We start from the raw sequence: 13,665 nt of genomic DNA, 5'->3' as shown, positions 1-13,665 counted from the left end.
GGTCAGCTCTTGGCGGCGCAGGTGGACAGCGCGGCCGTGTTCCCCTCGCGGATGTCCTTGAGGGCCTTCATCGCGTCGTCGATGGTGTCCACCTTGACGAGGGTCAACCCGCTCGGGGTGTCCTTCGCGGCGGACGCGCAGTTGTCCTTGGGCGTCAGGAAGTACTGTGCGCCTTTCTCGCGCGCGCCGACGGTCTTCATCTGGATGCCGCCGATCGGGCCGACCTTGCCGTCGTCGTCGATGGTGCCGGTGCCGGCGACGAACTTGCCGCCCGTCAGATCGGTGGGCGTCAGCTTGTCGACGATGCCGAGGGAGAACATCAGTCCCGCGCTCGGGCCGCCGACGTCGGCGAGCTTGATGTCGATCTGGAACGGGAACGTGTGGTCGGTGCCCGCCTGGATGCCGACGATGGCCCGTCCGTCGTCCGCCTTGCGCGTCCGTACGGTCACCTGTTCCGTGCGGGTGGCCTGCTTGCCGGCCTTCTCGGCGGCGGCCGCCTCCTTGACGGGGACGACGGTGAAGGTGACGTTCTCGCCGGGCTTGTGCTTGGTGACGAGCTTGGCGACGTCGGCGGGCTTGGTGATCTTCGTGCCGTCCACGGCCTTGATGACGTCACCGGCGTGCAGCGTGCCCTCGGCGGGGCTGCCCTTGACGACCGTGGAGACGATGACCCAGGACTTCACCGGGATGTTCAGCTGGCGCAGGGCTGCGACCTTGGCGCTCTCCTGGGACTGGCTGAACTCCTCGGCGTTCTCCTGGGAGGACTGCTCCTCCGTCTGACCGTCCGGGTAGAGCGTGTCGTGCGGTACGACGATGCTGTCGTGCGCGAGCCAGCCGTAGACCGCGGAGGCGAGGTTCATGTTGTAGTCGGCGCTGGTGACGCGGACCGTCGTCATGTTCAGATGGCCGGACGCGTCGTACGTCTTGTGTCCGTTGATCTGGATGACGGGCTCGCCCTCGTGGTCCGCGAGGGTGTTCACCGTCGGGCCCGGGGACATCTCCGCGTAGGGCACTTTGATGAGAACCCCGGCGCAGAGAAGCGCGATCAGCATGAGGGTCGAGGCGAGCATCGTCGCGGTGCGGCGTGGCATGGAACGACAGTACGGGACAGCCCTGTGAGCGCACCTGTGGGGCCGGTCCGTACGGGCCCCGCGAAGGGCGCCACGTCGGCTCCTGAGCGCCCCGCGGCTCACATCGGGGAGTGCGACTTCTCCATCGCCTCGCGGAACTTCTCGTAGCCGCTGAGCTCGGTCACGTCACCCGTCTTGTGACGGCTGCGCCCGGCCCAGGTGCCCCACAGCCCGGCGCCCACCGCAGCGACCACCGGAATCAGCAGCCACATGAGCGCTGCCATGCCGACCTCCCGACCCCATGAGCGACCGCACCTGACTGATCAGCAGATTAACCATCCGCACAGTCAACGCTCGCCGCCGGGGTGCGGTTACGCAACCGGAGCCCGCGTAAGCCTTTTGCGCGGGTTCCCGCCGCTGCGGCCCGGGCCGCAGCGCCGCGCGGGGAGTCTCAGCAGGCGCCGACCCACTCCTCCGTACCGTCGGAGAACGTCTGGTGCTTCCAGATGGGCACCTCGTGCTTGAGGTCGTCGATGAGCTTGCGGCACGCCTCGAACGCCTCACCCCGGTGCGGGCACGACACGGCGACGACCACCGCGAGGTCGCCGACGGTCAGATCGCCGACCCGGTGGACGGCGGCGAGGGCGCGCACGGGGTACTGCGCGACGACCTTCTCGGCGACGCGCCGCAGCTCGGCCTCGGCGCTGGGGTGGCAGGAGTAGCCGAGCTTGTCGACGTCGGCGCCGCCGTCGTGGTTGCGCACGGTGCCCACGAACAGCGTGGTGCCGCCCGCCGCGTCGTCGCCCGCCGCCCGAAAGACCTCGTCCACGGACAGGGGCGTGTCACGGATGGCGAGCAGCTTGATGGGGTCCTGTGCCGCCTGCTCGCCGGGGTGCTCGTGCTGGGTGGGTGCCATGCCCACATCGTGCCGCACCCCACTGACAACCGGGAATTGGAGCCTCCTACAGCGCGCCGCCCACACGCGCGGGCGATCCGCACGGCAGGCGCCCCCGCGCTCGAACCGTGCCGGGCCGTGCCGCCACAGGGCGCGGCGGCCCGCCCCGGTCACGCGCCTCGCCACCCGCTCGGCCCCCACCCGGCCGTCCGAGTCAGCCGGACGGCTCAGCGGCGGCGCGCCTTGCGGACCCGGCGTACGACCGCCGCGGTGCCCAGCAGGGCGACCGTCGCGCCCGCCGCGCCCGCCGCCGTGGCGTCCTTGCGGCCCAGGCGCCGGCCGGCCACCGTGCGCCGGCCCGCGACCTCCTCCAGCAGCTCGGCGAGTACCTCCTCGTTCGTCCACTGGGGCCGCCACCCGGCGTCGTGCAGCCTGCTCCCGCTGACGACCCAGGGGTGCATCGTGTACGCGAGGTCGCCCGCCGGGGACGGGGTGAGCCCGATGCGGTGCAGCCGGGCGGCGGCGCCGAGCGCGACGGCGGACGGCAGCTCCATGCGGCGGATGCCGCTCAGCTCCTCGACCTCCTCCTGCTCCAGCCAGCCCTCGCAGCCGACGGCCAGCTCGCCCTCGACCTTCTCCACGACGGCGTACTCCAGGGCGCTGCACAGGTCGTCCACATGGCAGAACTGCCAGGCAGGCCGTGAACCGGCGACCACGAGCAGGCGCGGCGACTCGAAGTAGCGGGTCAGGGCCGTGTCCGTGCCGCCGACGAGGACCGCGGGACGCACCACGGTGACGTTCAGGCCGGGGTGCGCGCGGGGCGCGCGGCGGGCCAGGCGCTCGATCTCCAGGAGGTCGCCGACGCCGGTGGCCTCGGCCGTGGCGCGCAGCTCGGCGTCCTCGGACAGCGGCAGCTCGTTGTCCGGCAGGGCGCCGTAGACCATCGCCGAGGTGCACAGGACGACCCGGTGCACCCCGGCGGCCGCCGCGGCGGTCAGGACGGTCTGCGTGCCGCGTACGTTGTAGGCCGTCCGGGCGGCGGGGTCGGACTCCAGGTCGAGGTCGAGGGCCAGGTGCACGACGACGTCGGCGCCGCGCAGCTTCTCGGCGATGGCCGGGTCCCTGACATCGAGGATGTGCCAGGTGGCGGACGCGCACTCGCCGCGCCGCTCGTCGATGGCGAGCACCTGCTTGACCGCGTCCGAGGCGGCCAGGCGCTCGGTGAGCAGGGCGCCGACGCCGGACGCGGCACCGGTGACCGCGACGACGGGCCCGCGCACGGCGGGACTGGTTGAAGGGTTTCGCGCTGCGCGAACCTGCGGATCTGGGGAACTCACCGGGCGTCTCCAGCGGTTGTCTTCTGTACGTACGTGTGAGACGCGTACGTACCAGGAGGCATCCATCCTGCCGCAGGCGATGAGTCGGCGGAGCACCGAGGCCCGATCGCGTCGCGGTGTCTACGCTGGGTGTGTGTAGTCGGGCAGTCGCCACCGGGTCAGAACCGGTGGCCTTACCAGCCGAGGAATCCCGTGAGTGACACCCCATTCGGTTTCGGCCTTCCGCCGGAGGAGCCGGAAGACGGCGACGAGGGCAAGAAGAAGGACCAGCAGGGCGGTGGCGGTCAGGGACCGGCCAACCCCTTCGGACTCGGCTTCCCGGGCCTGCCCGGCGCGGGTGGTCCGGGCGGCGACAACCCGTTCGCGGCCATGTTCGGCTCCATGAATCCGAACGATCTCGGGGCGGCGTTCCAGCAGCTCGGCCAGATGCTCTCCTACGAGGGCGGCCCGGTGAACTGGGACATGGCCAAGGACATCGCCCGCCAGACCGTCTCGCAGGGCACACAGGACGGCGTCAAGGACGCCAGCGTGGGCCCGGCCGAGCGGACCGCCGTGCAGGAGGCGGTGCGCCTGGCGGACCTGTGGCTGGACGACGCCACGTCGCTGCCCTCCGGCGCCGCGTCCACGGTGGCGTGGAGCCGCGCGGAGTGGGTCGAGGCGACGCTGCCCGCGTGGAAGGAGCTGGTCGACCCGGTCGCCGAGCGCGTCGGCATGGCCATGGGCGATGTGCTGCCCGAGGAGATGCAGGCCATGGCGGGCCCGCTCATCGGCATGATGCGCTCGATGGGCGGCGCGATGTTCGGCTCGCAGATCGGGCAGGCGCTCGGCACGCTCGCGGGCGAGGTCGTCGGCTCCACGGACGTGGGCCTGCCGCTGGCCCCGGCCGGCAAGGCGGCGCTGCTCCCGCTGAACATCGAGTCGTTCGGCAAGGACCTCGGCGTGCCGCAGGAGGAGGTGCGCCTGTACCTGGCGCTGCGTGAGGCCGCCCACCAGCGGCTGTTCGCGCACGTGCCGTGGCTGCGCTCGCACCTGTTCGGCGCGGTCGACGGGTACGCGCGCGGGATCAAGGTCGACACCTCGAAGCTGGAGGACGTGGTCGGCCAGTTCGACCCGCAGAACCCGGAGCAGATCCAGGAAGCGCTCCAGCAGGGCATGTTCCAGCCCGAGGACACCCCGGAGCAGAAGGCGGCCCTGGCCCGCCTGGAGACGGCTCTGGCGCTCGTGGAGGGCTGGGTCGACGCGGTGGTCCACGCGGCCGCGAAGCCGCGCCTGGCGTCCGCCGACGCGCTGCGCGAGACGCTGCGCCGCCGCCGGGCGACCGGCGGTCCGGCCGAGCAGACGTTCGCCACGCTGATCGGTCTGGAGCTGCGTCCGCGCCGGCTGCGGGACGCCTCGCGCCTGTGGGCCTCGCTCACGGACGCGCGCGGGGTGGACGGCCGCGACGGTCTGTGGGCGCACCCGGACATGCTGCCGACGGCCTCCGACCTGGACGACCCGGACGGCTTCGTCCACCGGGAGCAGCTGGACTTCTCCGAGCTGGACAAGATGCTGGGCGAGGCGGCCGACGGCCCCGCCACGGGCACGGCGCCCCGCTCCGGGTCCGGGGCCGGTTCTTCCGACTCCGGTGCGAAGCAGGACCTCACGAAGGACACGCCCGAGACCCAGGACGGCCCCGGGAAGGACGACGGCAAGTCCGCCGGCGAGCGCGAGGACGACGGCGACAAGTGAGCGGCCTGTACGACGACGCGGTCCTCGTGCTGAAGGGCTACGAGGACCAGCCGGAGCTGCGTGACGCCTATCTGGCCCATCTCGACACCTACGGCGAGGCCGGCCTCGGCAAGCCCTGCACGGCCGGGCATCTGACGGCGAGCGCGCTGGTCGTCGACCCGGAGCGCGGGCGTGTCCTGCTCACGCTCCACAAGAAGCTGCGGATGTGGCTCCAGATGGGCGGTCACTGCGAGCCGGGCGACGCCTCGCTCGCGGCGGCGGCGCTGCGCGAGGCGACGGAGGAGTCCGGCATCCCGGGCCTCACGCTGCTCGCGGGCGGCCCGGTGCGGCTGGACCGGCACCCGATCCCGGGCCCGTGCACCCAGCACCTCGACGTGCAGTACGCGGCGCTGGCCCCGGCCGAGGCCACGGAGGCGATCAGCGACGAGTCGCTGGCGCTGCGCTGGTACCCGTACGACGAGGTGGCGGGGGTGGCCGACGAGTCGGTGGTGCGGCTCGTGACGGCGACGCGGGAGCGGCTCGCGCGGCTCTGAGAGCACGGCTTCGGCGAGATACGTGCTTCGGTAGAGACGTACTTCGCTGAGAGACGTGCTTCGGTAGAGACGTGCCTCGGTGAGAGACGTACTTCGGTGCGAGATGTAAGGGGCGGTTGCTATTGGCGACCGCCCCTTACATCTGCCGAGCACCGCGCGCCTCAGCTCCAGGCGTTGCCCTGGTTCTGGCCGCGGGCGCCCTGCTGGCCGAGGCCGTACTGGGCGGCGAGGCCCTGCATCACCGCGTTCTGCGGGGGCAGCAGCTCACTGGGCTGGACGAGCGCGTAGCCGGTGCCCATGAAGCTCAGCTCCCAGCCCTCGCCCGTGCTGCCCCGGCGCCGCCAGACGCCCGAGGAGTGCGTCTGCGCCTGCATCTGGACGCGCAGGCCGGTCGACCAGGCGACGATGGCGTCCGCGTCGACGTTGACGTACTTGTCGGGCGTCACCTGCATCATCAGCGGCTGACCCGACGTCATCAGGGCGACCTTGCCGCGACCGGTGATGTTGAGCTGGTACTTGCCGGATCCCGAGATGCCGAACTGGCTGTCCACGGCGATCACTTCGTGGTGCAGCGAGGAGTCCATCGCCAGGACGTAACCGCTGTCGACCGTGAGGCCGTCCTGCTCCACGTCCACGACATGGATGTACTGCGCGAGGTTCGCCAGGTAGACCGTGCCCTGCCCGTGGCAGCGCATCAGGCTCAGACCCTCGCCCGTGTACGCGCGGGCGCGCTGCTCGCCGGACGTCTGGATCTCGCCGTCGAACTCCATGAGTCCCTGGTAGGCGACCATCGCGCCCTTACGGGCGAGGATGTCGTCGTGGCCCTCCAGGACGACCCGCAGCATCTGCGGGTTCTGCACGGTGTAGCGCTCGGGCGACTGCTGCTCGGTGTACGCGAAAAGCGGGCTCTGCATGATGTGTTCGCTCCCCCTCAGCCCCGCGCCCGCAGGCGGTCGGTGCTGTCCTCACTGGGCTGTACGACGACGATCCCCTCGCCGGAGAAGCCCATCTGGTAGGCCTCGCCGCTGCCCCGGCCGATGAGCGAGCCGGCCCGGAAGCTGCGCTTGCCCTTGACCTTGAGCCGGGGCGACCAGGCGAGCAGCGCGTCGGGGTCGACGTACGTCTCGTCCTCGCCGCGGCCGCAGTCGACGACGATGGGCGTGCCGCGCGAGGTCAGCGCCACGAAGCCCTGGCCGCCGACCGTGATGTTCCACAGGCCCTGGCCGGCGAACTTGGCGAGGCCCTTGACCCGCTCGACGCCCCACTGCAGGTGCGCGTCGAAAGCGAGCAGGTTGGTGCCGTTGACGGAGAGGGACTCGCCGGCGAGGTTGATGACGACGACGTCGGCACCGTAGTCGGCGAGGTAGAGCAGGCCGTCGCCGGAGCACTTCATGAGGGGCGCGCCCTCACCGGTGATCCAGTCGCGGGCGATCTGGCGGACGGCCGGCGGGTTGGGCTCGTACTGGACGAAGCCCTCGTAGGCGACCATCGAGCCCACGCGCGCGAAGAGGTCGTTCCCGGTCTGCATGGCGACCTTCAGCATGTTGCTGCCGTGGTTCTCCATGCGGGCGGCGACGGGGGTCGGGGCGTAGCCCGTGAGCGGCTGGTTCATTTCGGGCTCCCTCAGACCTCGTACGGCTGGACGACGATGAAGTTCCCGGGGGCGCCCCGGAACTGGAGATTCACGCTCTCCCCGCTGTGCCCGGGGTAGGAGTTGCGGCGCATCCGGACCTGGCTGGAGACGATGGCCTGCGCGGCCGCCGACCAGGCCACGACCGCGTTGCAGTCGGCGAAGGTGGTGGGCGTGACCGGCAGCACGACGGGCGTGCCGTGCGTCTTGACGACGATGGTGCCGGTGCCCTGGAACTGCATGACGAACAGCGCGCCGCCGGGGATGCCGTGGCCCTCGATGCGGCGGACCTCGTACTGGAGGGACTCGTCGAACGCCAGCACGTTCTCCGCGGAGACGCAGATGGCGTCGCCCTGGAGCTCGATGGGGTGCAGATGGGTGGCGTCCTCGGCGAGGAAGACCTGGCCGCGGCCGGTGCAGCGCATCAGCTGCATCTCCTGGCCGGTGGCGTGGCCCACGATGCGTCCCGCGAAACCGGCGCCCTTGTAGCTGAATTCGACCTTGCCCTGGTAGAGCACCATGCTGCCCTGCCGCGCGAGCACGGGCTGCTCGCCGCCCGCGCCGAGGTCGACGCGGATCAGCTTCTTGTTCTGCGGGGTCCAGCGCTGCCCGGTGGGCGCCTCGCGGTACTTCTCCAGGGCGGCGGCCACGCCCGGCGCGGGCGCCTGCTGCGGGATGCCCTGCGGCGCGCCGTGCGGTGCCCCTTGCGGGCCGCCGTACGGGGAGGGGGCTCCGGGCTGCTGCGCGTAGCCGGGCGGCGGCGCGGGGGCGTGCGGGGGCTGGCCGTAGGCGTGCGGCGCGGCGGGCGCGTGGCCCTGCTGTCCGTATCCGGGTGGCAGGGAGCCGCCGCCCTGGCCCGGGACCTGCCCGAACTGCGGCTGCTGCGGGGGCTGCTGTCCGTACGGGGACGGCGGCGGGGGCGGCGGCGCGGTGCCGCCCGGCGGTGTGGACAGCGGCGCGATGATCGTCGGCGCGGCGTGCACGTCCGGGGGTGTGGCCGGGGTGGGCGCCTGCGGCGGCGTCGGGGTCTGCGGCGGCGCGAAGTGCTGCGGGGCGGGCTGCGGCGCGGGCGCCTGGGCGGGCGCGGGCGCCGGGGCGGGGCCTGCGGGGGCGCCGAAGGCGGGCGGCGCGGCGGCCTGGGCGGGCGGCGCGAAGCCGGGGGCGGCGGACTGCTGCTGCGGCGGCGCGGGGGCGGCCGGGGCGGGCTCCTCCTCGGCGACCTCGCCGCCGAAGTTCTTCAGGAGCGCTTCCAGGCCCCCGTCGAAGCCCTGTCCGACCGCGGCGAACCGCCACACGTCCTTCAGGTAGAAATCGCCGAGCATCACCGCGCGCTCGGTGGAGAACTCACCGCCCTGGAAGGAGTACCGCGCGACTTCCTCGCCCCCGGCGACGATCCGCAGATAACCGGGCGCCACCTGCGACATCTGGCCGGCGCCGTCGATCGTCGCGGTGAAGGAGAGCTTCTGGATGTGGGCGGGGATCTTGTCGAGCGTGACGCGGAAGGACTCGGTGTCACCGGCCTGCGCGCCGAGGAGCTGGACCGACTCCTCCGGCGTCTTCGGCTGGTTGAAGAAGACGAAGTACCGGTCGTCGGAGAGCCGCTCGTCACCGTCGAGGCCGAAGCAACTGATGTCGAAGGTCAGGCCGGGGCCGCCGATCTGCACGCCGACGTACAGGTCCGTGCCCGCGGTGAGGTCACTGATCTTGGCCTTGTGGCCGCGTTGGAATTCCCTGGCCATGCGTAACGACCGTCCCCCATCCGGATGGTGATTGCGTCGCGTCAGGCTAACGGCAAACACTGACATCCGAGGAGTTCGGTACGGGCGTCGGTACAGCCCTGGTACGAAACCGCCCGCCCCGCGCGGTTACTCGCCGCGCCCGGGAGGAAGATGGGGCAGACGGTCCGCCGCGACGACACCTTCGAGGTAGCCGCGGGCCCGCTCGGTGCGCGGGTACGCCTCCAGCAGCCGCCAGAAACGCGGGCCGTGCCCCGGGACCAGCAGGTGCGCCAGCTCGTGCAGCAGTACGTAGTCGACGACGTACTCGGGCATGCCCTGGAGGCGGTGCGAGAGGCGGATGCTGCCTTCCGCGGGGGTGCAGGAGCCCCAGCGCGTGTTCTGGTTGGTCACCCAGCGCACGGACGCCGGCCGCGCCTTCGCGTCGAGGAACTGCCCGGACAGCCGCTCGGCGCGCTCGGCCAGCTCCGCGTCGCCGAGGACGCGCTTGCTCTCCTGGGCCGCGAGCTTGTCGAGCATGACGGTGACCCAGCGCTGCTCCTCGGCCTCCGACATGCGGGCCGGGATGAGGACGACCGTGCGGTCGCCCTCGCGGTACGCGGAGACCGTGCGGCGGCGCCGGGCGCTCCGGCGGACCTCGACCGCGCTCGCCCGAGGCCCGCTCGGCGGCGGGCTGGTCGTGCTGCGCTGCGTGTTCGTGGCACGGTGCGGTGGGTCGGCGGGCACGCCCCGACGTTACCCGCTGAGCAGGGCGGAAGTCCCGCCTCCGGGCCTCTTCGGTGTGCTGCCGCGCGTCCCCGCACCCCCGATCGCTGCATTAGTACGACTATCACCCCCACCCTGTGGACAACTCGACGCACGCGAGCGGCCTCCGGGTCCATGCTGGCTGTCGTACGACACCGCCGGGGCCGCCCGCCCCGGCGGGAGCACGGCACGGCACGGGGGACAGTCATGCATCCGATCCTGAAGCCGGCGCTGCGGCGCGGGTGGCACGACCTCAACACGGTGCAGTTCGGCGTCACGCCGGCGCACGCGGTGGTCCTGGGCCCGGTGGACACCGCCACCGGCACCTTCCTCACCCTCCTCGACGGGACACGCGGGGTCCCTCTGCTGCGCGAGGAGGCCCGCCGGATGGGCCTGCCCGACGGGCACGCCGACTGCGTCCTCGACCGGCTCTCCGAGGCGGGTCTTCTCGACGACGCGACCGGCGGGGGCCCGGCCGCCGTCGCCCTGCGCGAGCGGACGGGGGTCATGGACCGGCTCCGGCCCGACCACGCCGCGCTGACGGTGACCACCCGCGAACCGGCGGCGGCGCTGGAGAGACTGGCGGCACGCCACGCCGCGCGCGTGCAGGTCAGAGGGGTCGGCCGGGTGGGAGCGCTGGTGGCGTCGGTGCTCGCCGCGGCGGGCGTGGGCCATGTGGAGGTGCGGGACGGCGGCTGCGTGGAGGCGGCTGACGTGGCGCCGGGCGGGCACGCCGTGGACGCGGTGGGAGAGCGCCGGGACGTCTCCGCGCGGCGGGCGGTGCGCGCGGCGGCGCCGGTCCGGGCCCCGCGCCCCGACCGGCGGAGCGGCCCCCCGCAGCGCCTCGCGGAGCCCGATCCCGCGGCGCCTCCGCTCTCCCTGGCCGTCATCGCGCCCCGCGACGGCCTCGCCGTCCACTCCCCCGAACCGGAGAGCGCCGACGACCTGATCGCGGACGGCGTCCCTCATCTGTACGCGGGGGTGGCCGAGGCGACCGGGATCGTCGGCCCGCTGGTGCTGCCCGGCGGCTCGGCGTGCGCGCGGTGTCTGCTTCTCGGGCGCACGGACCGGGACGCGATACTGCCCCGGCTGCTCGCGCAGTGGCGTTCGGGGCGGGCCTCCCGCCAGGTGCAGGCGTGTGACGTGGCCCTGGCCACGGCGGTGGCGGGTCTGGCGGCGGCCCACGCGCTGGCGTTCCTCGACGAGGAGCTGCCGTCGAGCACGGGCGCCCGCTGGGAGGCGTCGTCGCCGGGCCTCGACTGGCACGCCCGCCCGGTGTGGCCGCATCCCCGGTGTCCTTGCGGTGCTGGTGAGAGAGGTAACGGGCAGGAGGTCTCCGTGGACGCGGAGCCGCACGACACAATGGCCCGGTGAGCGCATGGCTGTCGGCGTCCCGGTGCCTGGGCACGCGCGGCTGAGCTGTCCGGCACTTGGAGGGGTGTATGTCTGATCTTCCCCGTAAGGCGGTTACCCGTACCGCCAAGCTGGCCGCGCTGCCGATCGGCTTCGCGGGCCGCGCGACCTGGGGCATCGGCAAGCGCATCGGCGGCAAGTCGGCGGAGCTGGTCGGCAGAGAGCTGCAACAGCGCACGGCGGACCAGTTGTTCAAGGTGCTGGGCGAGCTGAAGGGCGGTGCGATGAAGTTCGGACAGGCGCTGTCCGTCTTCGAGTCGGCGCTGCCGGAGGAGGTCGCGGGCCCCTATCGGGCCGCCCTGACCAAGCTTCAGGAGGCGGCGCCTCCGATGCCGACCCGGACCGTGCACGCGGTGCTCGCGGAGCGGCTCGGTGAGGACTGGCGGGAGCTGTTCGCCGAGTTCGACGACAAGCCCGCGGCCGCCGCGTCGATCGGGCAGGTGCATCGCGCCGTGTGGCACGACGGGCGGGCGGTCGCGGTGAAGGTGCAGTATCCGGGCGCGGGTGAGGCGCTGCTGTCGGACCTGACCCAACTGAGCCGCTTCGCGCGCCTGTTGGGCCCGCTCATCCCGGGCATGGACATCAAGCCGCTGATCGCGGAGTTGCGCGACCGGGTCTCCGAGGAGTTGGACTACGACCTGGAGGCGCGGGCCCAGCGCGCGCACGCCGAGGAGTTCGCCGACGACCCGGACGTGGTCGTGCCGCAGGTGGTCCACCAGTGCGAGCAGGTGCTGGTCACGGAGTGGATCGAGGGGACCCCGCTGTCCGAGGTGATCACGGACGGTTCGGCGGCGATGCGGGACCGGGCGGGGCAGTTGCTGGCCCGTTTCCTCTTCTCCGGCCCGGCGCGCACGGGCCTGCTGCACGCCGACCCGCACCCGGGGAACTTCCGGCTGCTGCCGGACGGCTCGGGCGGCTGGCGCCTCGGTGTGCTGGACTTCGGCACGGTCGACCGGCTGCCCGGGGGCCTGCCCGGACCCATCGGCGTCACCCTGCGGATGACGCTCGACGGCGACGCGGACGGGGTCTACGAACTGCTGCGCGAGGAGGGCTTCGTCAAGGAGTCCATCGAGCTGGACCCGGAAGCGGTCCTGGAGTACCTGCTGCCGATCATCGAGCCGGCGCAGGTCGAGGCGTTCACCTTCACGCGCTCGTGGATGCGCACGCAGGCGGCGCGCCTCGCCGACATCCGCTCCCCCGCCCACCAGTTGGGCAAGCAGTTGAATCTGCCGCCCGCGTATCTCCTCATCCACCGGGTGACGTTGAGCACGATCGGCGTGCTGTGCCAGCTCGGGGCGACGGTCCGGCTGCGGGAGGAGCTGGAGCGGTGGCTGCCGGGGTTCGTACCGGAGGGCGAGGAATTGGCGCCGGAGGGAGAGGGGTTGGCGTCAGACGCCGAGGACGCGGCGGCGGAGGGTGCGGAGCCGTCGGCGCGGGCGGCGGAGCCGTTGCCCGCGGCGGAGGGGTGATCACCAGCGGTCGGCCGGGCGCTGAACACCATCGGTCGCGGGAGCTGATCACCACCGTCAGGGGCGCTGATCACCACCAGTCGGAGTCGAGACGCCCCTCGATGGATCTGATGTTCTGGCGGGCGCACGCCTCGCAGAAGTAGCGCCGGACGCCGCTTTCGACGGAACACGTCCAGGTCAGCGGCGGCCCCTCGGCCGTCGTACCGCAGCGCGCGCACGCGACGGTCTGCTGTTCGGATTGCCGCGCGGAGTCCCCGCCAGGAAGAGACGTCACCCCGTGACGATAACTCCATGGACCGATCATCTTCAGGCATTACACGCCTCGGGGGCCGGTCCGATGGGACCGGCCCCCGAGGAAGCCGCCGCGCCGCGCGGGGCGCGGCGGGCGCCGTGGCGCTACTGCATGACGGCCATGGCCAGCGCGCGCCGGGCGCGCAGTGACGCACGCTCCGCTCGGCGCTGCATCCGGCGGGCGACCACCAGGCGCAGGGCCTGGCGCTCTGCGTGCGCGTCCCTCAGTTGGTCGTGCATATGCGCACGAGCCAAGGCTTCTGGGATGAGTTGCATCTGACGGGTCCTGTTCTGACGCGAGTCGTTCGCGCCTGTGGTGGTGAAGTCGGGGGTCGCGGAGCCGATGGGCTCACTCGTGGACGGCTTCATCGAGTCCTGCTTCTGGGGGTCGTGCGTCAGGGGGCGGTCGATCGTTCCTCGCGTGTTCATGCGACGACCGGGTTCTTGCGCGGGCGGCCACGCGGCCGCTTCCGGGCGACGACCACGCCCTGGACGAACAGTTCGCCACCCCAGACGCCCCACGGCTCGCGGCGCTCCTTGGCGCCGGCGAGGCACGCCTCGACGAGCGGGCAGGTGCGGCAGAGCGACTTGGCGTACTCGACGTCGGCCGGCTGCTCGGCGAAGAAGACCTCGGGGTCGAAGGCGCGGCAGGGGACGGGCACGCCGAGGTTCTCGATGGCGTCGTCGAGCGCGGTGAGCGCGGTCAGCGGGTTCAAGGCGGAGTCCTCCGTGGACACGGGCGGGGAAAGAGCGTCGGAAGGCGGTACGGACGGGGCGTGCGCTTCGAGTTGCACGGTGTGTTCTTCCTCGTCTGGTCGT

Annotated in this window: 15 protein-coding genes; 4 read left to right on the top strand and 11 right to left on the bottom strand. The window is 72.5% G+C overall.

All coding sequences use genetic code 11. The annotated features are described in order from the left end of the window. Positions 1-2: 2 nt before the first annotated feature. The 4 genes from ACZ7LY_RS06145 to ACZ7LY_RS06130 all read right to left on the bottom strand — a co-directional run bounded on the left by ACZ7LY_RS06145 (position 3) and on the right by ACZ7LY_RS06130 (position 3,302). Positions 3-1,091, bottom strand: a complete 1,089-nt coding sequence (locus ACZ7LY_RS06145) for a YlbL family protein (RefSeq protein WP_471623327.1) — start codon at positions 1,089-1,091, stop codon at positions 3-5. A gap of 98 nt (positions 1,092-1,189) precedes the next feature. Continuing rightward, the gene (locus ACZ7LY_RS06140; RefSeq protein WP_471623326.1) at positions 1,190-1,354 is read right to left on the bottom strand and encodes a hypothetical protein; all 165 of its coding nucleotides are present in this window, start codon (positions 1,352-1,354) and stop codon (positions 1,190-1,192) included. A 167-nt stretch (positions 1,355-1,521) separates the two neighbouring features. Next, positions 1,522-1,986: a molybdenum cofactor biosynthesis protein MoaE gene (locus tag ACZ7LY_RS06135; protein WP_471623325.1), complete on the bottom strand. Its 465-nt coding sequence runs from the start codon at positions 1,984-1,986 to the stop codon at positions 1,522-1,524. A gap of 206 nt (positions 1,987-2,192) precedes the next feature. Beyond that, entirely contained in the window at positions 2,193-3,302 is a 1,110-nt protein-coding gene (locus ACZ7LY_RS06130; RefSeq protein WP_471623324.1) for an SDR family oxidoreductase, read from the bottom strand. Positions 3,303-3,494: 192 nt separating this feature from the next. Between ACZ7LY_RS06130 and ACZ7LY_RS06125 the strand changes: the two genes are divergently transcribed. After that, positions 3,495-5,030 (top strand): zinc-dependent metalloprotease, encoded by a 1,536-nt coding sequence (locus tag ACZ7LY_RS06125; protein WP_471623323.1) that lies wholly within the window; start codon positions 3,495-3,497, stop codon positions 5,028-5,030. Continuing rightward, on the top strand, positions 5,027-5,563 hold the full coding sequence (locus tag ACZ7LY_RS06120; protein WP_471623322.1) for an NUDIX hydrolase: 537 nt from the start codon (positions 5,027-5,029) through the stop codon (positions 5,561-5,563). Before ACZ7LY_RS06125 ends, ACZ7LY_RS06120 begins: the two co-directional genes overlap by 4 nt. Positions 5,564-5,724: 161 nt before the next feature. Here the strand turns inward: ACZ7LY_RS06120 and ACZ7LY_RS06115 are convergent, their stop codons facing one another. From ACZ7LY_RS06115 to ACZ7LY_RS06100, 4 genes are all read right to left on the bottom strand, one after another. After that, entirely contained in the window at positions 5,725-6,477 is a 753-nt protein-coding gene (locus tag ACZ7LY_RS06115) for an AIM24 family protein (protein WP_471623321.1), read from the bottom strand. Between the two features lie 17 nt (positions 6,478-6,494). Beyond that, complete coding sequence (locus ACZ7LY_RS06110) at positions 6,495-7,175, bottom strand: AIM24 family protein (RefSeq protein ID WP_471623320.1); 681 nt, start codon at positions 7,173-7,175, stop codon at positions 6,495-6,497. An 11-nt stretch (positions 7,176-7,186) separates the two neighbouring features. After that, positions 7,187-8,932, bottom strand: coding sequence for a TerD family protein (locus ACZ7LY_RS06105; protein WP_471623319.1), 1,746 nt, complete (start codon positions 8,930-8,932; stop codon positions 7,187-7,189). A gap of 126 nt (positions 8,933-9,058) precedes the next feature. Then, complete coding sequence (locus ACZ7LY_RS06100) at positions 9,059-9,655, bottom strand: M48 metallopeptidase family protein (protein ID WP_471623318.1); 597 nt, start codon at positions 9,653-9,655, stop codon at positions 9,059-9,061. Positions 9,656-9,880: 225 nt separating this feature from the next. Here ACZ7LY_RS06100 and ACZ7LY_RS06095 point away from each other — a divergent pair, with 225 nt between their 5' ends. Beyond that, complete coding sequence (locus tag ACZ7LY_RS06095; protein ID WP_471623317.1) at positions 9,881-11,047, top strand: ThiF family adenylyltransferase; 1,167 nt, start codon at positions 9,881-9,883, stop codon at positions 11,045-11,047. A gap of 68 nt (positions 11,048-11,115) precedes the next feature. Further along, entirely contained in the window at positions 11,116-12,555 is a 1,440-nt protein-coding gene (locus ACZ7LY_RS06090; protein ID WP_471623316.1) for an ABC1 kinase family protein, read from the top strand. 70 nt (positions 12,556-12,625) lie between these two features. Here the strand turns inward: ACZ7LY_RS06090 and ACZ7LY_RS06085 are convergent, their stop codons facing one another. The 3 genes from ACZ7LY_RS06085 to ACZ7LY_RS06075 all read right to left on the bottom strand — a co-directional run bounded on the left by ACZ7LY_RS06085 (position 12,626) and on the right by ACZ7LY_RS06075 (position 13,640). Further along, positions 12,626-12,829 (bottom strand): hypothetical protein, encoded by a 204-nt coding sequence (locus tag ACZ7LY_RS06085; RefSeq protein WP_471623315.1) that lies wholly within the window; start codon positions 12,827-12,829, stop codon positions 12,626-12,628. 122 nt (positions 12,830-12,951) lie between these two features. Next, positions 12,952-13,275, bottom strand: a complete 324-nt coding sequence (locus ACZ7LY_RS06080) for a hypothetical protein (protein WP_471623314.1) — start codon at positions 13,273-13,275, stop codon at positions 12,952-12,954. After that, the gene (locus ACZ7LY_RS06075) at positions 13,272-13,640 is read right to left on the bottom strand and encodes a WhiB family transcriptional regulator (protein WP_471623313.1); all 369 of its coding nucleotides are present in this window, start codon (positions 13,638-13,640) and stop codon (positions 13,272-13,274) included. The genes ACZ7LY_RS06080 and ACZ7LY_RS06075 overlap by 4 nt, the downstream gene beginning before the upstream one ends. Positions 13,641-13,665: the final 25 nt, after the last annotated feature.

The organism is Streptomyces sp. NPDC107550, assembly GCF_055639095.1.
Note: the sequence above shows the minus strand (reverse complement) of the source record. Positions and strands in the feature narration are given on the sequence as shown.